The following is a 21,938-nucleotide window of genomic DNA, read 5'->3' as shown; positions in this document are numbered from 1 at the left end:
TATAGTTTACTTTATATGGAACATTTAAAGTATTTTAGTCATTTTATATTGTATTTTTCCTTTAGAGTTATAATTTCGATCAAATATTCTAACTATGCCATAGGATAATCCTAGAAAAAGTACTCCTAATAACAAACTAAAGAGATCTGAAGGAAAAGTCATATTAAATAGGCCATGGATATAATAACCTGATACGGCGCCTATGATTAGCATGAAAAGGGGTAATATATATACTAAAAAACCTGCTTTCATTATAGTTTTTGTTTCTATTTCAACCTTTATGAATTGACTAGATTTTGCATTTAAAGTATTTTTCACATCTATATACATGCCTGTCTTGCTGCATCCTCCGCCACAACTGCTACATTTTTCTCCACAAGCACTTGTCCTCATTACTTCAATTTTAGCAAATTCATTATTTGTGCTTACAACTCTACCTATTGTTTCCATAAAAATCACTCCTTCCTATTTAAGTTTATACGCAATAATGATGCCAGTCCATATAAAAAAATAAAATTCTATTATTAAAGTTGGCATTATTTTTGCATTAAATACAGAATGATTACAAATACAAACTCTTTAAGGGAGAGGATACACTATGGATAAGTTTAAACATATTGTTGTTGCATCAGCCATTTTCTTTATAACTATAGGCGTAAGTGTAAGTATTTACAATATATATAAGTTATTATAAACAAAATTTAAGTATGAAGGGAGCTGTGTATATAATGATAATCTATAAAATACTGTATATTATCCTATTTGGATTTATAGTATATCGTATGTTTAAAGGTGGAGGATGCTGTGGAGGCCATAGCAATAATAGAAAAAATAATTAAGCGTGTGTGAAAAGACACAAATGAGGAAGGGAAGCCACGTGATGAAAAAAATAATGGCAGGAATATTAATTCTCGTTCTTTTACTACTTATGTTTTTTCAAAATAACAAACATCACTTTATATATGGAGGTAGCACATGTGGAACAGGTGTAGATGGACTGAAATTGTTAGGAATTTATATGGCCATAGCACTCCTAGTTTTAACAATATTATGGATAAATAAGCGTAAGAGAGCACATGAAAGTTGCTGTTTTTGCAAAGCTAAACTAGAGGAAAAATGGAAAACATGTCCTTATTGTGGTTCTGAATTAGAAAGGGATGGGAAGAAACCATGATGCTTGCCATATTAATCATATCTGTCATAGTCATATGTATTTTTGTGAAGGGTGAGGATTCATGCTCATGTAATGTGAATTCAAACCTAAGTAGCTGTAATAGTTGTGGTTTTATATTAAAGGAAGAGTATAATTACTGTCCAAATTGTAAGGAAAAATTAAAAAGAAAGTGTGAGAAATGTGGACAAATGATAGATGTAAATTGGAGAGCATGTCCATATTGTGAATAGCTGTAACTATAACTGATAATGAAAATTTAAAGGAGGAGCACAAAATGAAAAAGTGGTTTGAAGATTATATAAAAAAAATAAGTGATGCAAATAAGAAGAACTTTGGATCAGAAAGATTAGAATGCTGTGATGTAAATAAAAAAAGTAATGGTTCTAAATCCACAAAGTCTAAATAGTTATTTGAGAATATGATGATTTTATTATGTCAGGTGAATAAATAGGAGCGCCTGACATTTTTATTAGCCCATGTAGTTTCCATAGGATTTTAATGAAATGCTACAGGAACTGTAGTATTTCCTACATTATTTTCACAAATATACAAAGTGAAAGGTATATTATTCAACAAGTTTTTATTTTTTCCTTTGGCATAAATATTGCGAAGTAAATATATAGTATAAAAATTATTAGGAGGAATTTAATTATGAAAAGAAAAAGTGTAATACTTTTAATGTCAGGAATTTTAATTATAGGAGGGGCAACAGGTTTTGGTTACGCTGCCACTAAAGATAATAAAGGTGAGGAAATGAGTAAATTTAATATGGAAAGGAAACTATGGAAAAACGAAGAAAAATTAGAAAGCAATAAGAATGACAAATATTACGAAGGTATGATTGAGATTATGTCAGAAAATGGATATGGAAATATGGCAGATTATATGAGTGATAATGATTACAAATCCATGGATGAATTTATGAATAACATGACAGATAAAGACTATGACAATATGATTAATATTATGAGAAGTGGTGGTTATGAGGACATGGCAAGAATGATGGAAAGTATAGATAAGGATACTATGATACAAATGCATAATTCTATGGGTGGAGCTGAAGGTTGTCATTCAGATTCTTCTAATAGGAATAGTATGTATAGATTTAAATAGTATAAAAGGCTCTTGAATGTATTAATTAAAGTTTTCTACAAACTATAATTAATACATTCAAGAGTTTTTGTTTACATAAATATGAGAATGAATGGATATATAAAAATGGAGATGATGTACCGGGTATGGGTATGAAATTCATGAAACTTGAAAAACAAATGGAATGACTAGAATTGATATAAGTTTTGTAATCTGCATGTGAGTTGGTTTGGAGTGTGATGGGAAATAAAACTAAAAGAAAAATAAAAAATACACTTTACACATACCCCTATGGGGTATATACTTTATATAAAGATATGAAACAGACATACAAGAGAGGAGTGTAAATATGGGGAGAAAAAAAGAAACCCTTAATATATTAGGAATGACATGTGCAGCTTGTGTAAAGGCAGTTGAAAGAAGTGTCAACAAAGTAGAAGGAGTTACTAAAGTAAATGTTAACATTGCTACAGAGAAACTTGATGTAGAATTTGATGAAACAAAAACTAGCATTGAAGATATTAAAAAAGCAATTACTAATGCTGGGTATGGTGCAGAGGGAGAGATCAATCTCAGAGAAGTTTCTATACCCATATCAGGTATGACTTGTGCATCCTGTGCAGCAAATGTAGAAAAATCTATTAAAAAACTTGAAGGAGCACAGGATGTAAGTGTTAATTTTGCTACAGAAAAGGCCACTGTAGTGTATGATGCAAATGCAACTAGAATCTCAGAAATAAAACAGGCAATAGAAAAGGCAGGTTATAAGCCCTTAGAAATTGAAGCAGGAAAACAAGTAGATGAGGAAAAAGAGAGAAGAGTTAAAGAGATGAAAACTCTTTGGAAAAAGTTTATAGTATCTGCAGTGTTTACTATACCCCTTTTATATATTGCCATGGGCCATATGCTTGGTTTATATTTACCGACTATAATTGATCCATCAGTTAATCCTTTAAACTTTGCAATAATACAGCTGTTATTAACAATACCTGTTCTTATGGCAGGGAATAAGTTTTACACTGTAGGATTTAAATCTTTAATAAGAAGAAATCCTAATATGGATTCCCTTATTGCAATAGGAACTAGTGCAGCCATTTTATATGGATTATTTGCAGTTAAGGAAATAGCAGCAGGGAAAATGGAATTTGCTCAAGATTTATATTTTGAAACGGCAGGAGTTATTATTACATTGATTCTACTAGGGAAATATTTAGAATCTGTTTCTAAGGGGAAAACTTCTGAAGCTATTAAAAAACTTATGGGATTAGCGCCAAAAACTGCTACTGTCATTCAAAATGATAAGGAAATAGTTATTCCAATAGAAGAAGTGGAAGTAGGAGATATTATACTTGTGAAACCTGGTGAAAAAATACCTGTAGATGGAGTTGTAATAGAGGGGAACACTTCTGTAGATGAATCCATGTTAACGGGAGAAAGTATGCCTGTAGAAAAAGAACCTGGATCCAGTGTTACGGGTGCAAGTATTAACAAAAATGGTTTGATAAAATTCAAGGCAACTAAAGTAGGAAAAGATACTGCTTTAGCGCAGATTATTAAATTAGTAGAAGATGCTCAAGGATCAAAGGCGCCAATTGCTAAGTTGGCAGATATTATTTCTGGTTATTTTGTCCCAATAGTAATAGGAATTGCAATTATAGCTGGATTGGGATGGTTTATTTCAGGAGAATCTGGAATATTTTCCTTAACAATTTTCATTTCCGTTTTAGTTATAGCTTGTCCATGTGCTCTAGGTTTGGCTACACCTACTGCAATAATGGTTGGAACAGGAAAAGGTGCTGAATATGGAGTACTGATTAAAGGTGGAGCACCTTTAGAAACGGCCCATAAAATAAAGACAATTGTTTTTGACAAGACAGGTACTATTACAGAGGGAAAACCAAAGGTAACAGATGTAATAACTACTAATGGATATGAAAAAGATGAAATATTACAATTAGCTGCTAGTGCAGAAAAGGGATCAGAACATCCTCTAGGAGAAGCAATTGTTAAGGGCGCAGAAGAAAAGGGATTAAATTTTTCAAAAGTAGATAAATTTAGTGCCATACCAGGACACGGAATAGAAGTTACCTTAGATGAAAAAAATATACTTCTTGGAAATAAAAAACTAATGAATGAGAGAAATATAGAAATAACATTACAGGAAGAATCAGATAGATTAGCAAGTGAAGGTAAAACCCCTATGTTTATGGCAATAGACAATAAGCTAGCAGGAATAATTGCTGTGGCAGATGTAACCAAGGAAAATAGCGTCTTTGCTATTAAAAAATTACATGAGATGGGCATAAAAGTCGCAATGATTACGGGAGATAATAAAAGAACTGCAGAAGCAATTGCAAAGCAGGTTGGAATTGATATTGTACTTGCAGAGGTTTTACCAGAGGATAAAGCAAATGAAGTTAAGAAACTGCAGGAAACAGGAAATATTGTTGCCATGGTTGGAGATGGTATTAATGATGCTCCAGCATTAGCTCAAGCAGATGTGGGTATTGCCATAGGATCTGGAACAGATGTGGCCATGGAGTCGGCAGATATTGTTCTCATGAAGAGTGATCTTTTAGATGTGGTTACGGCAATACAACTAAGTAAAAATACAATAAAAAATATTAAGCAAAATTTATTCTGGGCATTCGCCTATAATTCAGCAGGGATACCTTTAGCTGCTGGACTGTTCTATATATTTGGAGGACCAAAGCTTAACCCTATGTTTGCAGCGGCAGCAATGTCATTTAGTTCCGTATCTGTACTTTTAAATGCACTTAGGTTAAAAGGTTTTAAGCCAATAATTAAAAATAACTTTAAGGAGGAAATATTTATGAAAAAGGAAATATTAATTGAAGGAATGAGTTGTGGTCACTGTGTTGGACACGTTACCAAAGCTTTAAAAGCAGTTAGCGGAGTTACAGATGTAGATGTAAATTTAACAGAGAAAAAAGCAGTAGTTCAATTATCAAATGAAGTACAAGATGAAGAGTTAAAAGGAGCAATAGAGGATGCAGGTTACGAGGTTGTAAGTGTAAAGTAATGAAATATATGACTTTATAGCTATATATTAGATTCTTTAAATAATACTTTAATATTTAAAAATAAGACCGATAAGTCTACAAATGACTTATAACGGTCTTTTTTATTTAGGCCGTGTTAAAGTATAGTGTCGTTATTAGACAATAAAAAGAGAGGTGTCTAATAATCAAGACCCCTCTTTTCTATGTTTATTTACTTTCATTAATATAAACACTAATCGTGTTTGCATAATTAACTATCCTATATTGTTTTCCATCCGCAACACCCATTACACCAGTTTGAGGTATTACTTTTGTATCGGTGTTATTCCAAGCCTTTTCTGCTTCTGTTGGGAAAATTTCATTCAATATATCCCAATAAACATAAGAAGTATTTTTCTGATAATCTTCGATAGAGATTTCAATATTGTAATCATCTGAAAGCACCCAATCTCCTGTACGTATGACTATTTTTGATTTAGTTCCTGATGGATAACTTGCAATTCCACAAGTGGCAATATTGTCAACAAGAGCCTTTTCTACTCCTTCACCATTAGCAATGATCTTATCTAATATAGGATTTCCTGTTAGCTCTTTATCGGCTATAGATTCTTCTTTAACTTCTTCATTAGAAGTCTCAGGAGTAATTAATACAGCATTCCCTTCTGCATAAGCTAAACCTCCTAGAACAAATACACATACCAAAGTTAACAATAATATCTTCTTCATTTGTTGATCCTCCTTTTTATTCAATTAATCTTCATATTATACTGTGTAGCTTGCGGGTTATAAAAATATGTAAGAAAAATACCAAAGCAATCTCATTATAACAAAAAACTATGCTATGCAAAACAACACAGTTCTTTAACACAGCCTTTATTTACTAAAGAGACATGTTTTATATAACACAAACTATGTGTCATTTGACACAGTATAAAAAGGATAAGTGGGCAAATATGCTGGTAAATAGACATTCATACAGTTGGCATGCTAATTGCTGTACTAGTATATAGATTTTAAATAAACATAGGAGGTGTTACATTATGGGATGCTGTGGAGGCGGAAACCGTAATAATAGTAGTTTTCCTGTACCAATGCCAATAGTTATATTAGGAATAATAGGTTTAGTATCCTTTTATTTACTAAGATAAATATTATAGGTTATCTTTTTAGATAGCCTTATTCATTTATGATTCAATTGTGAAGAAAAGCCATTTTAAGAAGAGGAGAAGTATAATTTTATGAAAAAAATATTGATTATAATACTAGTGTTAATAGTCTCTGCAACACTAATATTTTCATTTAATAAATATTCAAATACACAAAAGTTAAGTGAAGAGATAGTAGAAGAAAATAATATTGTTGAAAATGTAGATGATGAATCTTATGAAGATGAAGATAAAATAAATGAAGAATTTATAAGGGTAGATAGCCAAGGAAGTGTAGATGTGGCAGCATACTTTCATAATCTTTCAGAAGATAATGAAGAATATTTGATTTTTGAGCTTATGTTTAATACACACTCCGTTGAATTAGATAATATAGATTTTGCTGATTTATCCAATGTTAAAAATAACAATGGATTCACTGTGGATGAAGGTATTATATGGGAAAAGGAAAATGGGAGTGGTCACCATATTTCTGGCTATTTAAAAGTACCTAAAAAATACAAAGAAAAGAATATGGTTGATGAATCTACAAGTTCTATTGAGTTAGAAATAAAGGGATTAGATGAGATACAATCAAGAAAGTTTATTTGGGATGAAGAAGCGTTGCAATCTTTGAGTAAATAAAATACTTTGCATATTAGAAAATATGATAGGAAGTGAACAAACTATGAAAAATAAAAAAGTTGGAGTATTTATCATTTTCATTGCAATTATAGGAATAGCTATAGGAATAAATTATACAAAAAATAATTTAAATAGTAACTTTATAGCATATATTCCAAATGCGGCAGATGGAACCATATCCGTTATAGATGTTAAAAGAAGTGAATTAGTAGATAACATTAAAGTAGGAGAAAGGGTTTCTGATGGTATAGGAACTACACCTGATGGGAAAAAGTTATACACTGGAGGAGCAGAAGATGGAAAGGTTTTTGTGTATGATATTAAAACAAAAAATCTCATAAAAACAATAGATACGGGTAAAAACGTACATGGAATTGATATAACTCCAGATGGTAAGTATGTATATATTGCCAGTGGTGCGTTACAAGTAGATGATGAATTTGATTATATACAAATAATAGATACGAAGAAAGATGAAATAATTAAAACTATAAAATCAAATGGAAAAAGCCCTGCACACATAGATTTTAGCAAAGATAGTAAATTTGCCTTTATTTCAAATGTCATGTCAAATAATGTGTCCATTATGGATGTGGAGAAAAGTGAGATTGTTGGAAATGTAAAAGTGGGACTTATGCCAAATGAATTAGAACCTTCTCCAGATGATAAAATTTTATATGTAGCTAATGTTCAAGATGGTTCATTGTCTATAGTAGATGTGGAAAAGAAGAAAGAAATAGACAGAATAGAAGTAAGTCCAGGAACCCATGGGGTAGCAGTTTCAAATGATGGAAAATATATTTGGACCACCAATAGATTTTCAAAAAGTGTAACAGTAATAGATATAGATGAGAAAAAAGTCATTAAAACAATAACAATAAAAGGAGAACCAAACCATGTGTCCATTGTACCAAAGGGAAGATATGCATATGTTACTAGTTTAAAGTCTAATAACTTAACGGTAATAGATATAAATACTTATGAAATTATAGATGAAATAAAATTAGGAAAAGATCCCCATGAGATAGATTTTATTAATATAAAATAAGTTTTGATGTAACAACAAAATGAAGAATGGGGAGTATAAGGTGAAAAGGAATAAACATAATGCTACTTTAATATGGAGTATGTTAATTATAATATGTTTACCAATAGTTATTTTACTAACGGTAGTTCAGATAAATGCATTTAATGAAGAATTTTATATGACAGAATATAAAAAGTATAATATTTCTTCTGTTACAGGAATGGAATTTCAAGATTTAAATAGAGTTACAACAAAACTTATTAATTATATTAATGATGATGAAGATAATCTAAAAATTTACGCAAAAATACAAGGAGAGAAACGGGAGGTTTTTGGTCAAAGAGAAAAACAACATATGGTTGATGTTAAAAAATTATTTCAAAAGGGATTTTCAGTGAGAAATTTTAGTCTATCAATGGTTATATTGGCTCTCTCTATGTTAAGTGTTACTCAAAAGGATATGTATAAAAGCATATTTTATTCTAGTCTTTTAGCATTGATAGTCACAGTTTCACTGATTATACTCATTAAAATAGATTTTTATAAATATTTCACTTATTTTCATGAAGTTTTTTTTAATAATGACCTATGGCTTTTAGACCCTCGCACAGACGTATTAATCAATATGTTACCTTTAGAGTTTTTTATTGATATAACCTCAAAAATAGGGAGTTGGTTTTTAGCAATACAAATTATAATGTTTACATTATCTTTAACTATATTAAAAAAGGATTAGAGGTTAAAGGGTTATTATTTAAAATAGAAATCTAATACATGATAAGTTATAAAACTTAGGAAGCTTGAGGAAAAATACCTATGGTAATTATGTTGAGTGAATTGGTGAAATCTTCATAATTTCTTCATAATCTATTTTTATAATGGGATGTATGTAAAAAATTCTATTCAGGGGAATTATGGGGGGGATTTGGTTTTATGAAGATAAGAAATAAATTATTTTTAGCATTCGCAATAATGATATTATTGACAGCCATATTAGGGGCTATGGGATTAAATGAGCTAAATAAGGTTAACAAAAATATGGAGTCCATGTATTATGATCAAGTCAATGGTGTAAACTTCATAAAAGAAGCTCAATATTATATAGGTTTAGTTCAAAGAACTGAAAAAAATATACTAATATCTTCTAGTGTTGAGGAAAAGAAAGAACATTTCATGCATTTAGAAGAAATGTATTCACAAGGGATTATTGAAAATCTAAATCAATTTAAGAAAATATCAGATCATGGAACAGAAGATGGAATTGATGTTCTCATAGATAAAGTGAATATGTTAAAGAATATACAAATAAATGCAATCAATAAAAATATAGAGGGAAATGAAGAAGAGGCATTAGCTTTAGGAAAGGAAAGCATGAAAATATCTAATGATATTGAAAAGCTTGTAGATAAAATTGTACAGCATAAATTAGAAGAGGGGAAACATCATTATGATAAGAGCATGGAGAGCTATCATAAAGCATTTAAACTAGTAGTAATCTCTATTATTGTAGCAATAATTATAGGCATACTATTGGCTAAAACAATTTCATTATCTATAGTAAAACCATTACATAATGCTGTTGAATTTGCAAAAGGTGTTTCAGAAGGAGATCTAACAAATAAAATTCAGTCTAAATCAAAGGATGAAATTGGTATATTAATAGGAGCACTAAACAATACTGGAGAAAAATTAAAAAATATAGTATCTCAAATTAAATTTATATCTAGTAGCGTGGAACAGGGGAGTGAGCAGCTAACGTGTGCCCTAGATGAATCTAATAAGGGGACTAATGAAATAGGTCATAAGATCAGTGACATTTCCCATAGTACTCAAGAAGTATTAATATCTGTGGAAAACATTGATACAAATATTAATGAGGTTGCTCATAGTGCCACTGAAATATTAGATTTTACTAATTTGGCAATGGAGGATTCTATTATTTTAAAAAACTCAGCTGAGAAGGGGAGAGAATCTGTAGACATTGTGGCAGTTACAATTTCTGATGTTGAAAAAACAACAAAAGAAGTAAAAGATGCTATAGAGGAACTTAATGATTTATCTAAAAAAATTGGAGAAATCACAGAACTGATAAAAAACATTGCAAGTCAGACAAATATGCTGGCTTTAAATGCAAATATTGAGGCTGCAAAAGCAGGAGAACATGGAAGGGGATTTACTATTGTAGCTGAAGAAGTTAGAAACCTTGCAGAGGAAAGTGCTCAAGCTGCCAAAAGCATAGACAAAATGATTTCGGAAGTACAGAATAAAACTCATAGGGTAGTAAATAATATATTAGTAACAGAAGATAAAGCTTCAAAAGCCACATTAGTAGCAAAAGATACAGCTGGTAATATTAAAATCATTATGGAGAGAATAGAGAATTTAGTTGAAAAAATAGAAGAAATATCTAAGGAATCTTCAAAACAGGCTAATGCAACTGGAATAATGACAAAAACAACAAGAAAAGTAGTGGATATTGCTCAGGAGGTGGCTTTATCTACGGAAAATATGAATGGAAATATGCAGGAACAAGTTGCAATAACAGAAGAAATAGGAGTAACATCAGAACAATTATATGAAATGACAGAAGCCTTAAATAGGATGATTGAATTTTTTAAAGTATAAAACTAAAATCCCATGAAATAAATTTCATGGGATTTTATAATCACTAAGATAATTATAAATATGAAAGAGAGATAAATCATGAGAAATGAAGAAAAGATTCAGGATATATTATTTATAAGTATGACTATTATAACTATTACACTACTTCATTATTTTACTACAGATACAAAATGGGATATACATGATTTTTATAGAAGGTTGTATTATATTCCTATCATTGTTGCTGCTTTTAAATTTAGATTAAAGGGGGGCCTATTGGCTTCAATTTTCATTTCTATACTATATGCTCCCCATTTAATGATATATTTCGGAAAAATTAATATAGAGGTCTTGAATCAAATTTTCGAAATTATGATGTTTATAGTTATAGGTGCAATTACAGGATTTTTAGTTAAATCTGATTTTAATAAGAAAAAAATGTTAGAAGTACAAATTAAAAAATTAACTGATCTTGAAAATTATACTCAAAATATATTAGATAGTATAACAAATATTTTTATAGCTGTAGATAAGGATTTTAAAATACAATCCATTAACAAAGAAGGGAAAAAACTATTTAATCTAAATGAAAGATACTTGGGAAAAGACTTAAGGTCTCTATTTGTAGAGTATGATAAAGTGGAGAGAATATTAATAAATGTATTGAATGATAAGAAAAAAGACTTGAATATGGAAACAGAATGTCACTCTATAGAAGGAAAGCATATTTATGTAAAATTATTTGCATATCCATTACGAAGCATTACAGATAAAGTAGAAGGCGTTGTTATTGTACTTGAAGATATATCTGAAATAAGAAATCTAGAAAGACAAGTGAGGAGAGCTGAAAAGTTATCAGCCTTAGGTGAACTTGCATCTGGCATTGCCCATGAGATACGAAATCCTTTAGGAATAATAAAGACCATATCACAAACCATACATGAGGATACGGAGGATGAAGAGTTAGAAGAAGGTCTTGAGATTATAATTCATGAAGTGGACAGGGCAAATACGGTGATTAAAAGTATGTTGGATTTTGCAAAACCTAATATACATGAGAGAAAGATTCAGAGTATAGATAGGTTACTTGAGAATATCCTTTTGATTACCCAACAATATGCACAAAAGCATAGTGTGAAAATAAATTATAAATCTAGAGATGATGTAAACTTATTTGTGGATGCGGAGGCATTAAAGCAGGCTTTTGTAAATATAATTTTTAATGCTGTACAAGCTATGCCAGATGGTGGGAATATTCATATTGATTTATTAAAAGAAAAGGATTGGTTGAAAATTTCCTTTGAAGACAGTGGAATAGGTATATCTAAAGAAAAAATTGAAAAAATATTTGAACCCTTTTATACAACAAAAGACATTGGAACGGGCCTTGGTTTGTCCATAACCCATAGGATTATAGAAGAACACAAGGGATATATTGCAGTAGATAGTGTAGTAGGTAAAGGAACAAAAATAGATGTATTTCTTCCTATTACTATTGAAGGAGGAGAGAAACATGCATAAGAAGATATTAATTGCAGATGATGAAAAGAACATGATATGGGCAATGAAAAAAGCCTTAAAGAATGAAGAATACAAAATTATTACTGCATCTAATGGAGTAGAGGCAATAGAAAAAGTGAAAACAAATGAACCTGATCTTGTATTATTAGATTTAAGAATGCCTAAAAAGGACGGAATGGAAGCACTGAAAGAGATAAAGGAATTTAATACTAATGTACCTGTAATAATGATTACAGCCCATGGAACAATGGAATCTGCAATAGAGGCAATGAAAATAGGAGCCCTAGACTATATATCAAAACCCTTTGATGTGGAAGAGTTGAAACTACAAATAAGAAAAGCATTAGATATTGGTCATATGAAAGAACAGATAGAATTTCTAACAGAAGAATTAAAGGATAAGACTGGAAAATTAATCATAGGAAATAGTGATAAAATGAAGGAAGTACTAGCAATTGTAAATCGTGTTGCTAAAAGTCCTGCAACGATTTTAATAACTGGTGAAAGTGGAACGGGAAAAGAATTGATTGCAAATGCTATACATTATAATAGTGAGAGAAAAAATAAACCATATATAAAAGTAAATTGTGGAGCAATTCCCGAAAGCTTATTAGAAAGTGAATTGTTTGGACATGAAAAGGGAGCTTTTACAGGGGCCACAAATAGAAAACCAGGAAGGTTTGAAAGGGCAGATGCTGGAACCATATTTCTTGATGAGGTAGGTGAATTAAGCCCTGCTACACAAGTAAAACTTTTAAGGATTCTTCAAGAAAAAGAAATAGAGCGTGTAGGGGGAACTGAATTAATTAAAGTGGATGTTAGAGTTGTTTCTGCAACCAATAGGGATTTGAAGAAAATGGTAGAAGAAGGAGACTTTAGAGAAGACTTGTACTATAGATTAAATGTTATACCTATAGAACTGCCAGCTTTAAGGGAAAGAAAAGAAGATATTCCTCAATTAATAGATTATTTTATACAAAGATATTGTAAAGAAATGAGAAGAGATAAAATAAACATAAGTGATGATGCCTTAGAAATGTTGGTTAATTATAACTGGAAGGGAAATATTAGAGAGCTTGAAAATGTTATTGAAAGACTTGTCATATTATCTCAAGGAAATACAATTTATAGAGATGATTTGCCAAGGGAAATACTATTACAAAATAAAGAGACTTGTGAATTTATATTGCCGAAAGAGGGTATTAATCTAGAAGAGGTAGAGAAAGGGTTAATACAACAGGCATTAGATAAAATGAATTATAATCAGACAAAGGCAGCACAATTATTAGGTATTACAAGGCATACCCTTATATATAGGATGGAAAAATACAATATGAAATAGTTAGTGTTATTATTCACAATCATATTCATAAACCTATTATTTATAACAAAATTTTATTATCTACATAATTCCTACACATTTCTTTACTATAATTACATTAAAAGAAGAAAAGTGAGGGATAAATTTATGATGTTATTATGGATACCAATCATAATTTTTCTAATTATACATTTTTCTAAAGATAACCATAAGTCAATATATGGTTCTGGTAAAAGAAGTCCTTTAGAAATTTTAGATGAAAAGTTTATAAGTGGTGAACTAACAGAAGAAGAATATAAGCGTAAGAAAGATATATTAAGAAGTTAGGAGGTTTATGGATATGTGTGGATTTGGATTTGGTTATGGAGCATGGTGGCCATGGATGATTATACGCATGGGGCTAGGTATAGCAGTGGTTGTAGGCCTTTGTATATGGACTGCTAAAATTATGAGAAATAATAGTTATAACAGAAATGATGCCCTACAAACATTAGATTTAAAGTTTGTAAATGGTGAAATTAGTGAAGATGAATATATTCAAAAGAAAAAAGTCATAAGAGGGAAATAGCTAGAGAATTATTCTCTAGCTATGTTTTTATAATCTATAGGAAATTATAGCTATGTAGAAGAAGCTTATTTATAATAATAATTACTTATGACAAAATATAAATAAGAGGAAGTGTGTTTAAAGAGGTGTTTAATAATGGATAAAAAACGAATATTGGTGGTTGAGGATGAACAAAAAATTTTAGATGTAGTAAAGGCCTATTTAAAAAAGGAAGGGTATGAGGTTCTTGTTGCTACAAATGGAGAAAGGGCTTTAGAAATTTTTGAGGAAGAGATTATACATCTAGTTGTTTTAGATTTAATGTTGCCAAAGACTTCGGGAGAAGAGGTATGCAGTAAAATTAGAACTACTTCAGATATACCTATTATTATGCTTACGGCAAAAAATGAGGAAGATGAAAAAATCCAAGGATTGGCTATTGGAGCAGATGATTATTTGACAAAACCTTTCAGTCCTAGAGAGTTAGTAGGAAGGGTAAGAGCTCTTATGAGAAGGGCATACAGAGAAAATAGTCCCTTAGCAGATTATTTGACTTTTAATGATGGAGATTTGGAAGTTAACATAAAGAGATTTGAGGTAAAGAAAAAGGGCAAATTAGTTAATTTAACTCCTAATGAGTTTAAACTCCTAAATGTGTTTTTATCAAATCCAGGGCAAGTTTTTACAAGAGATCAGCTCCTAAGAAAGGCTTTTGGTCTAGAATATGATGGATTTGATAGGATAATTGATACTCACATAAAAAATATTCGTCATAAAATAGAAGACAATAAAAAGAAACCAACCTATATTCAAACAGTATATGGGGTAGGTTATAAATTTGGAGATAAAAAATGAAAACATCCTTAGGAAAGAGATTTGCCCTTAGTTTTTTACTTACAGTATCTATTTCTATTTTGATTACAAGTATTATTTCTAATTATATGATAGATAAAAAGTTTGACAAATACCTATTAGAGGAGCACGAAAAAAAGATTGATAAGGTGAAAAGTTTAGTAGAAGAATTGTATAATCCTAAGAATCCCTTTAAAAAAATACATGATAGTCAAATTCAAAGGTACGCAGTTTTGGAGGATTTATATATACAGATTAATGATACCTATGGAAATGTGGTCTTTTCATCTGGCCAAAGTCATCTTGTTCATAAAAAAATGATGGGTTCTATGATGAAACATATGATGAATAGACAGTCCAATTCAACATTGACCTCCTATAAGGAAGAGAGTTTTCCCATAATGAAAAATGGAGAGAATATAGGGACAATTATAATTGGCTATTTTGGTACATCAAATCTCAATGAAAGGGACATTGGATTTAAAAATACATTGAATCAATCCTTTTTAATTTCTGTTATAATCACATTCATATTTGGATTTATCATAAGTTTAATCATGTCAAAAGAATTGACAAGACCATTAGGGAAAATTACAAGAATAGCCAATGAAATGAGAAATGGAAACCTAAAAATACGTTCGGAAGTGAATAGCAATGCTAGAGAAATTGATGAGCTTTCAAAATCAATAAATTATTTGGCTCAAACTCTACAGGACCAAGAAAAACTTAGAAAGAGATTAACATCGGATATGGCTCATGAAATTCGAACGCCCCTTACAACATTGCAAACCCATGTGGAAGCTCTTATGGATGGAATATGGGAACCAACACCAGAAAGACTCCAAAGTTGTCATGAGGAAATATTACGCTTAAAAAAGCTAGTAAATCACTTACAAGATCTGGCTCGATTAGAACAAGGTAACTTGAATTTAAATAAAACTCATTTTAGTCTATCCAATACACTTGAAAAAGTAATTGACACTTTTAAACCTCAATACGCAAAGAAGAACTTAAAAATCATTATGAACATATTACCTAAGGTAGAAGTGTTTATGGATGAGGATAAGATAAAACAAATACTATTTAATATACTTTCAAATTCTTATAAATATTCTAATGATGATGGAGTGATAGAAATTGGATTAAAGAAGGATGAAAAGGAAATTATCATATGGATAAAGGATGAAGGAATAGGTATTTCAAATGAGCATTTACCTTATATATTTGAAAGATTTTATAGGGGAGAAGCGTCAAGAAGTAGAGAAACAGGAGGAGCGGGAATTGGACTAACTATTACAAAAACATTAGTTGAAGCCCATGGAGGAAAGATAGAAGTGGAGAGTGAGATTGGAAAAGGTACTACGTTTATAATTAAATTTTAAAATACGAGAAAATTTAAATAAAAAAAACTTAGCATATTATGCTAAGTTTTTTAATGGTCGGGGTGGCAGGATTTGAACCCGCGGCCCCCTGGTCCCAAACCAGATGCGCTACCAAACTGCGCTACACCCCGTCGACAAATATAGTTTACCATTATCTAGGGAAAAAAGCATGTTATAATTTTGACTATTTTTAAGTGGAAAATAAAAAAAACTCTTAAATACTAGTAAATACTCCTTATTTTGGATTATAATAAGAAAATAAGGAATTGTTGAAATGTTCTATAAAATAGGACTAGGTAATAAAAGTTAATAGAATTAATATTTTTTTAATAATTATAGTGTATAGTATTTAATAGGAATTATATGGATAAACTCTAATATGCTTTGGGAATCTAGCTAATAAATGGTAAAATAGATATGGAGGTATGATACATGTATAATTTTTTTTCAACAATAATTAAATATGCATTTATTTTAATAATATATCTATTTATATTTAATATTATGAAAATGATTTATTTAGATATTCAAAATATGACAGGACTAATTGGAAATTGTCCATATTTAAAGCTTATAAATAGGAAGGACACCTTGCCCTTTAAAATAAAGGAAGTATATCCTTTAGATAAAACCATGTCCATAGGAAGAAAAAATGATAACCATATAACCATAAAAGATCCAACCATATCAAACTATCAAGCTAAAATAGTTTTAAATGAGGATTATTTTTTAATAAAAGACGAAAATAGTGCAAATGGAACTTTTATTAATGGAGAAAAAATAATAGATACGGTTATGTTACAAAATGGAGATAGAATAAAAATGGGTCAGGTAGAATTTTTATACGTGGATACCGTTAAAGAGGTGTAATGATGTTTAATGATTTCTTTTTTAAAAAGATGCCTCAAAATCTAATAGTTTTAATAAATTTGCTGGCAATATTTTTGCTTTATATGTATCAGAACGTCTTTGATCCAGGGACCCTTTTGTGGGGAGGCTTGTTTATTGTAACCATATATGTGGCCAATCTTTCTTTATCTAAATTATCTCCAAATGGAGACAATTATATATTTCTAATAGTAAGTATGTTATCTAGTATAGGTGTAATAATGATTTATAGATTAAACCCTAAATATGGTTTAAAGCAAGTGGCTTGGTTTGCCATTGGGATAATTTTTTATTTCATAACTTATGTGGCTGTTAAGAGGATCAAGAATTGGCAAAACTGGACTAAACATTATATTATAATATCAGTTGGCCTATTTATTCTAACTTTAGTTTTAGGAGATAAAATAAAAGGTGCCACTAACTGGATTAAAATAGGACCAATTGGATTGCAACCATCAGAGTTAATTAAGATATTATTTGTATTTTATTTGGCTTCTTACTATTCTAATAAAAAAATGAATTTTTATGTGTTCTTAGGCTCCATATATGTGTTCATACTATTTTTATTTATTCAAAGAGATTTAGGAGCAGCCATGATATTTTACTTTACCTTTTTTATGATTCTATACATTAATGAAGAGGATAGAAAGCAAATATATGTTCAAATTATATTGGCAACCGTAATAGCCATATTAAGTTATATATTTGTATATCATGTAAGAGTAAGGGTAATAGCTTGGTTAGATCCATGGAAATATATAGAAAAAGAAGGTTATCAAATAACTCAATCCTTGTTTGCCATAGCTTCAGGAGGGTTCTTTGGTACGGGATTAGGTCTTGGATATCCTAAACTAATACCTGAAGTACATACGGATTTCATATTTTCAGCCATATGTGAAGAATTGGGTATATTTGGTGGAATTGCAGTAATAATGTTGTTTTTAATATTAATATATAGGGGCTTTAAAATAGCACTTAATCAGCATAATAAATTTTTTAAGATAGTCTCCATTGGAATGACAGTTATATTAGGATTTCAAGCATTTATAATAATAGGTGGAGTTACAAAGTTTATTCCTCTTACGGGAGTTACTCTTCCTTTTGTAAGTTACGGTGGAAGTTCACTAGTTTCTAGCTTTTTACTAGTAGGAATACTTCAAGTAGCTTCTGAGGAAATAGATACATATCAGGAGGAGAAAGATGAACATCATATCTAAGAGAATTATAAAAGTACTATTGCTCTTTTGTATTATGTATCTGGGATTAATACTACATTTAAGTTATATTGAAGCATTTAAAGTGGATGAAATAATTAATAATCCTTATAATAAGAGACTGTGGATTAAAGAGGATAATATTTTAAGAGGAAAAATTTTAGATAGAAATAAAGTAATATTGGCAGATAATTATGAGAATGTAGATAAAACAAGGAAGTATCCCTTTGGAAATATGTATTCTCACATAATAGGGTACTCTTTCAAAGAATATGGAAAGTCAGGTCTTGAAAAATCCTTTAATAAAGTATTATTGGGATTTGATAAATCTCCCATTGAAAAGGTAAGAGATACTATAATTGGGAGAAATAATAAAGGAAATAATTTGATTCTAACTATAGACCATGAAATTCAATCTTATATGGAAAAAAGAATGAAAGGTAAAAAGGGCGCTGTAGTTGCTATGAATCCTAAAACAGGCGAAATCTATGGATTAGTTAGTAAGCCAGACTTTAACCCTAATGAAATAGTGGAAAATTGGAAGGCTATAGCTAACAATGAGAATAGCCCATTACTCAATAGAGCAACGCAAGGTCTTTATACACCAGGGTCTGTATTTAAGCTAGTAACTGGAACTAGTGCCCTTAACTATGACCTTGAACCAAAGTATTTTTGTGAGGGTCAAACTACTATTGATGGATTTATATTAAAAGACTATAAAAATATAGCCCATAAAGAAGTTGACATGAGGAAGGCTTTGACTTATTCTTGTAACGTAGCCTTTGCTCAAATGGGATTAGACTTAGGTTATGATAAAATAAAAAAGACGGCTGAAAAGTATATGTTTAATAAAGATATACATTTTGACATAGCCACTAAGAATTCAGTTTTTCCAATAGATAGACAAATGTCAAAGGTGGATTTAGGATCCCTATCTATCGGCCAAGGAAAACTTTTAGTCACCCCAATAAACATGGCTATGGTAACTTCTGCCATAGGAAATGATGGGGATATAATGAGACCCTATTTAGTAAAAGAGATTACAGATAGTAAAAATAGAATAATAGAACTTACTCAGCCTAAACGATTAGCAAATGCTACTAATGGATATAATGCAAAGGAATTGACCAATATGATGATGGATGTGGTTCAATTTGGAACTGGGAAGAAAGCCAAAATAAGTGGTGTTAAAGTGGCTGGTAAAACAGGGACAGCCCAGACAAATTCCAAGTCCCATGATTGGTTTGTAGGTTTTGCACCAGCAGATAATCCAAAGGTTACAGTTGTAGTAGTTTTGGAGAATGAGGGAAAAGGTGGGGGTGTATCAGCAGCTCCTATCGCAAGAGACATATTAAAAAATGCATTAAATGTATTGAATGAATAGATAAAATTATGAATAAAGGAGAGATATTTATGAGTGGATTATTAAAAGGTAAAAATATCTTAATAATGGGAGTTGCAAACAAAAGAAGTATTGCATGGGGTATAGCACAAGAGCTTCATAAACATGGAGCAAACTTAGCATTTACATATGTAGGAGAAAGAAGTCTGACAAATTTAGAAAAATTACTTAGCGATGATATGAAAGATGCTAAGGTTTATGAATGTGATGTTACTAATGATGAGAATGTGGCAGAAGTATTTGGAAAATTAAAGGAAGATGTAGGAGTGTTACATGGATTAGTTCATGCTATTGCTCACTCTAAAAAGGAAGAATTAGCTGGAAACTTCTATGATACATCAAGGGATGGATTTAAATTAGCAAATGATATTAGTGCTTATTCATTTGTATTAGTAACTAAACATGCCCAAGAAATTATGACTGAGGGTGGATCAATTCTTACATTAACTTACTTAGGAGCTGAAAGAGCTATTCCTAACTACAATGTTATGGGAGTTGCTAAAGCAGCCTTAGAGGCATCTACAAGATACTTAGCTAAAGATCTTGGAGAAAGGGAAATTAGAGTTAATGCTATATCAGCAGGTCCTATTAAGACATTAGCAGCTAGAGGAGTTAAAGACTTTAACGACCTATTAAAGCAAGCAGAGGACAAGATTCCAAGAGGAAGAACAGTTGACCCTAAAGAAGTTGGAGGAACAGCAGTATTCCTATGTAGTGATCTAAGTACAGGAGTAACAGGAGAAGTTATTCACGTTGATGCTGGATTTAGCATGGTAGGATAATAAATATAGAATCCTTGAGAGTAAATTTACTCTCAAGGATTTTTTTATTTTTGAAATATATAGATAAACCATGTCAAATCTAAATGTATGTGAACTTACTTCGGTCATATAAATAAGTAGCTTGGCACTACTTTTATAAAAACTCATATTATGATAATAGAAAAACTTATTATTAGACACAATGTTGTTTTAAATATAAAGGAGATTGCTATTTATGATGGAACAACCTTATTGGACTAGAATTAGTGTTAGTTTTGGTAGACCAGTTGGCCCCCCTGGACCAGAAGGACCTCAAGGGCAAAAAGGAGATAAGGGAGATACAGGGGCAACAGGATCTCAAGGACCAAAAGGAGATAAGGGAGATACAGGGGCAACAGGATCTCAAGGACCAAAAGGAGATAAGGGAGATACAGGGGCAACAGGATCTCAAGGACCAAAAGGAGATAAGGGAGATACAGGGGCAACAGGATCTCAAGGACCAAAAGGAGATAAGGGAGATACAGGGGCAACAGGATCTCAAGGACCAAAAGGAGATAAGGGAGATACAGGGGCAACAGGATCTCAAGGACCAAAAGGAGATAAGGGAGATACAGGGGCAACAGGATCTCAAGGACCAAAAGGAGATAAGGGAGATACAGGGGCAACAGGATCTCAAGGACCAAAAGGAGATAAGGGAGATACAGGGGCAACAGGATCTCAAGGACCAAAAGGAGATAAGGGAGATACAGGGGCAACAGGATCTCAAGGACCAAAAGGAGATAAGGGAGATACAGGGGCAACAGGATCTCAAGGACCAAAAGGAGATAAGGGAGATACAGGGGCAACAGGATCTCAAGGACCAAAAGGAGATAAGGGAGATACAGGGGCAACAGGATCTCAAGGACCAAAAGGAGATAAGGGAGATACAGGAGCAGGATCCCAAGGATCAAAAGGAGATAAAGGGGACAAAGGAACAACAGGACCCCAAGGACCAAAAGGAGATACAGGAGACACAGGACCAGAAGGACCTCAAGGGCCACAAGGAAATGCAGGGGACACAGGACCAGAAGGACCACAAGGGCCAAAAGGAGACACAGGGCCAGAAGGACCTCAAGGGCCACAAGGTCCTCAAAGTGTACAAAATCTTGTAAATGGAACCAATTCTGGTTCATTAAGAGGTATTAACTGCCAAGACATAATGGGAATAAATGCAGTAGCATTAGGAACAAATACAGAAGCAAGTGGAGACTCTTCCCATGCTGAAGGCAAGGAAGTAGATATAAGTGGTACTTTGACTCCTACAACAGCTAGTGGTGAAGGTGCTCATGCGGAAGGTGGAG

At 31.4% G+C, this 21,938-nt stretch carries 21 protein-coding genes, 1 tRNA gene and 1 pseudogene; 20 read left to right on the top strand and 3 right to left on the bottom strand.

What is annotated here, in order from left to right:
* Positions 1–24: 24 nt before the first annotated feature.
* The gene (locus CCE28_RS14100) at positions 25–450 is read right to left on the bottom strand and encodes a SoxR reducing system RseC family protein (protein ID WP_095134375.1); all 426 of its coding nucleotides are present in this window, start codon (positions 448–450) and stop codon (positions 25–27) included.
* A 430-nt stretch (positions 451–880) separates the two neighbouring features.
* Between CCE28_RS14100 and CCE28_RS14095 the strand changes: the two genes are divergently transcribed.
* From CCE28_RS14095 to CCE28_RS14080, 5 genes are all read left to right on the top strand, one after another.
* A complete protein-coding gene (locus tag CCE28_RS14095) occupies positions 881–1,174 on the top strand; it encodes a hypothetical protein (RefSeq protein ID WP_095134374.1) in 294 nt (97 codons plus the stop codon).
* Entirely contained in the window at positions 1,174–1,404 is a 231-nt protein-coding gene (locus tag CCE28_RS14090; protein WP_176461836.1) for a zinc ribbon domain-containing protein, read from the top strand. The genes CCE28_RS14095 and CCE28_RS14090 overlap by 1 nt, the downstream gene beginning before the upstream one ends.
* A 44-nt stretch (positions 1,405–1,448) precedes the next feature.
* Positions 1,449–1,580: an LDCC motif putative metal-binding protein gene (locus CCE28_RS22775; RefSeq protein WP_278277563.1), complete on the top strand. Its 132-nt coding sequence runs from the start codon at positions 1,449–1,451 to the stop codon at positions 1,578–1,580.
* Positions 1,581–1,825: 245 nt separating this feature from the next.
* Complete coding sequence (locus CCE28_RS14085) at positions 1,826–2,287, top strand: hypothetical protein (RefSeq protein WP_095134372.1); 462 nt, start codon at positions 1,826–1,828, stop codon at positions 2,285–2,287.
* Positions 2,288–2,615: 328 nt separating this feature from the next.
* The gene (locus CCE28_RS14080) at positions 2,616–5,309 is read left to right on the top strand and encodes a heavy metal translocating P-type ATPase (RefSeq protein ID WP_095134371.1); all 2,694 of its coding nucleotides are present in this window, start codon (positions 2,616–2,618) and stop codon (positions 5,307–5,309) included.
* A 187-nt stretch (positions 5,310–5,496) separates the two neighbouring features.
* On the opposite strand, the gene CCE28_RS14075 is transcribed toward CCE28_RS14080, so the two are convergent.
* Positions 5,497–6,015, bottom strand: a complete 519-nt coding sequence (locus tag CCE28_RS14075) for a hypothetical protein (RefSeq protein ID WP_095134370.1) — start codon at positions 6,013–6,015, stop codon at positions 5,497–5,499.
* A gap of 512 nt (positions 6,016–6,527) precedes the next feature.
* Here CCE28_RS14075 and CCE28_RS14070 point away from each other — a divergent pair.
* The 10 genes from CCE28_RS14070 (at position 6,528) to CCE28_RS14025 (ending at position 16,333) form a co-directional block, all read left to right on the top strand.
* Positions 6,528–7,079: a hypothetical protein gene (locus tag CCE28_RS14070; protein WP_095134369.1), complete on the top strand. Its 552-nt coding sequence runs from the start codon at positions 6,528–6,530 to the stop codon at positions 7,077–7,079.
* A 43-nt stretch (positions 7,080–7,122) separates the two neighbouring features.
* Positions 7,123–8,127: a cytochrome D1 domain-containing protein gene (locus CCE28_RS14065; protein ID WP_176461835.1), complete on the top strand. Its 1,005-nt coding sequence runs from the start codon at positions 7,123–7,125 to the stop codon at positions 8,125–8,127.
* Between the two features lie 40 nt (positions 8,128–8,167).
* The gene (locus tag CCE28_RS14060) at positions 8,168–8,842 is read left to right on the top strand and encodes a TIGR01906 family membrane protein (RefSeq protein ID WP_176461834.1); all 675 of its coding nucleotides are present in this window, start codon (positions 8,168–8,170) and stop codon (positions 8,840–8,842) included.
* Positions 8,843–9,039: 197 nt separating this feature from the next.
* Positions 9,040–10,731, top strand: a complete 1,692-nt coding sequence (locus CCE28_RS14055) for a methyl-accepting chemotaxis protein (protein WP_095134366.1) — start codon at positions 9,040–9,042, stop codon at positions 10,729–10,731.
* Positions 10,732–10,809: 78 nt separating this feature from the next.
* On the top strand, positions 10,810–12,231 hold the full coding sequence (locus tag CCE28_RS14050; protein ID WP_095134365.1) for an ATP-binding protein: 1,422 nt from the start codon (positions 10,810–10,812) through the stop codon (positions 12,229–12,231).
* A complete protein-coding gene (locus CCE28_RS14045; protein WP_095134364.1) occupies positions 12,224–13,573 on the top strand; it encodes a sigma-54-dependent transcriptional regulator in 1,350 nt (449 codons plus the stop codon). Before CCE28_RS14050 ends, CCE28_RS14045 begins: the two co-directional genes overlap by 8 nt.
* A 126-nt stretch (positions 13,574–13,699) precedes the next feature.
* Positions 13,700–13,879, top strand: a complete 180-nt coding sequence (locus tag CCE28_RS14040) for an SHOCT domain-containing protein (protein ID WP_095134363.1) — start codon at positions 13,700–13,702, stop codon at positions 13,877–13,879.
* 13 nt (positions 13,880–13,892) lie between these two features.
* On the top strand, positions 13,893–14,120 hold the full coding sequence (locus CCE28_RS14035; protein WP_095134362.1) for an SHOCT domain-containing protein: 228 nt from the start codon (positions 13,893–13,895) through the stop codon (positions 14,118–14,120).
* Between the two features lie 135 nt (positions 14,121–14,255).
* Positions 14,256–14,954 carry a response regulator transcription factor gene (locus tag CCE28_RS14030; protein WP_095134361.1) on the top strand — a complete coding sequence of 233 codons (699 nt, stop codon included), beginning with the start codon at positions 14,256–14,258 and terminating at the stop codon, positions 14,952–14,954.
* Positions 14,951–16,333, top strand: a complete 1,383-nt coding sequence (locus CCE28_RS14025; protein ID WP_095134360.1) for a sensor histidine kinase — start codon at positions 14,951–14,953, stop codon at positions 16,331–16,333. Before CCE28_RS14030 ends, CCE28_RS14025 begins: the two co-directional genes overlap by 4 nt.
* Before the next feature lie 54 nt (positions 16,334–16,387).
* On the opposite strand, the gene CCE28_RS14020 is transcribed toward CCE28_RS14025, so the two are convergent.
* Positions 16,388–16,464, bottom strand: a tRNA-Pro gene (locus CCE28_RS14020).
* A 301-nt stretch (positions 16,465–16,765) separates the two neighbouring features.
* Between CCE28_RS14020 and CCE28_RS14015 the strand changes: the two genes are divergently transcribed.
* From CCE28_RS14015 to CCE28_RS22770, 5 genes and pseudogenes are all read left to right on the top strand, one after another.
* Positions 16,766–17,203: an FHA domain-containing protein gene (locus CCE28_RS14015; RefSeq protein ID WP_095134359.1), complete on the top strand. Its 438-nt coding sequence runs from the start codon at positions 16,766–16,768 to the stop codon at positions 17,201–17,203.
* 2 nt (positions 17,204–17,205) lie between these two features.
* Positions 17,206–18,438, top strand: coding sequence for an FtsW/RodA/SpoVE family cell cycle protein (locus CCE28_RS14010; RefSeq protein ID WP_095134358.1), 1,233 nt, complete (start codon positions 17,206–17,208; stop codon positions 18,436–18,438).
* Positions 18,422–19,819 carry a peptidoglycan D,D-transpeptidase FtsI family protein gene (locus CCE28_RS14005; protein WP_095134357.1) on the top strand — a complete coding sequence of 466 codons (1,398 nt, stop codon included), beginning with the start codon at positions 18,422–18,424 and terminating at the stop codon, positions 19,817–19,819. The genes CCE28_RS14010 and CCE28_RS14005 overlap by 17 nt, the downstream gene beginning before the upstream one ends.
* A 29-nt stretch (positions 19,820–19,848) precedes the next feature.
* The gene (fabI, locus tag CCE28_RS14000) at positions 19,849–20,619 is read left to right on the top strand and encodes an enoyl-ACP reductase FabI (RefSeq protein WP_095134356.1); all 771 of its coding nucleotides are present in this window, start codon (positions 19,849–19,851) and stop codon (positions 20,617–20,619) included.
* Positions 20,620–20,833: 214 nt separating this feature from the next.
* A pseudogene (locus CCE28_RS22770) lies at positions 20,834–21,938 on the top strand (hypothetical protein); the annotation flags it as partial.

It is taken from the genome of Anaeromicrobium sediminis, assembly GCF_002270055.1.
GTDB classification, from domain to species: Bacteria; Bacillota; Clostridia; order Peptostreptococcales; family Thermotaleaceae; genus Anaeromicrobium; species Anaeromicrobium sediminis.
The sequence above is the reverse complement of the archived record's forward strand: the minus strand, read 5'-3'. Positions and strand labels throughout refer to the sequence as shown.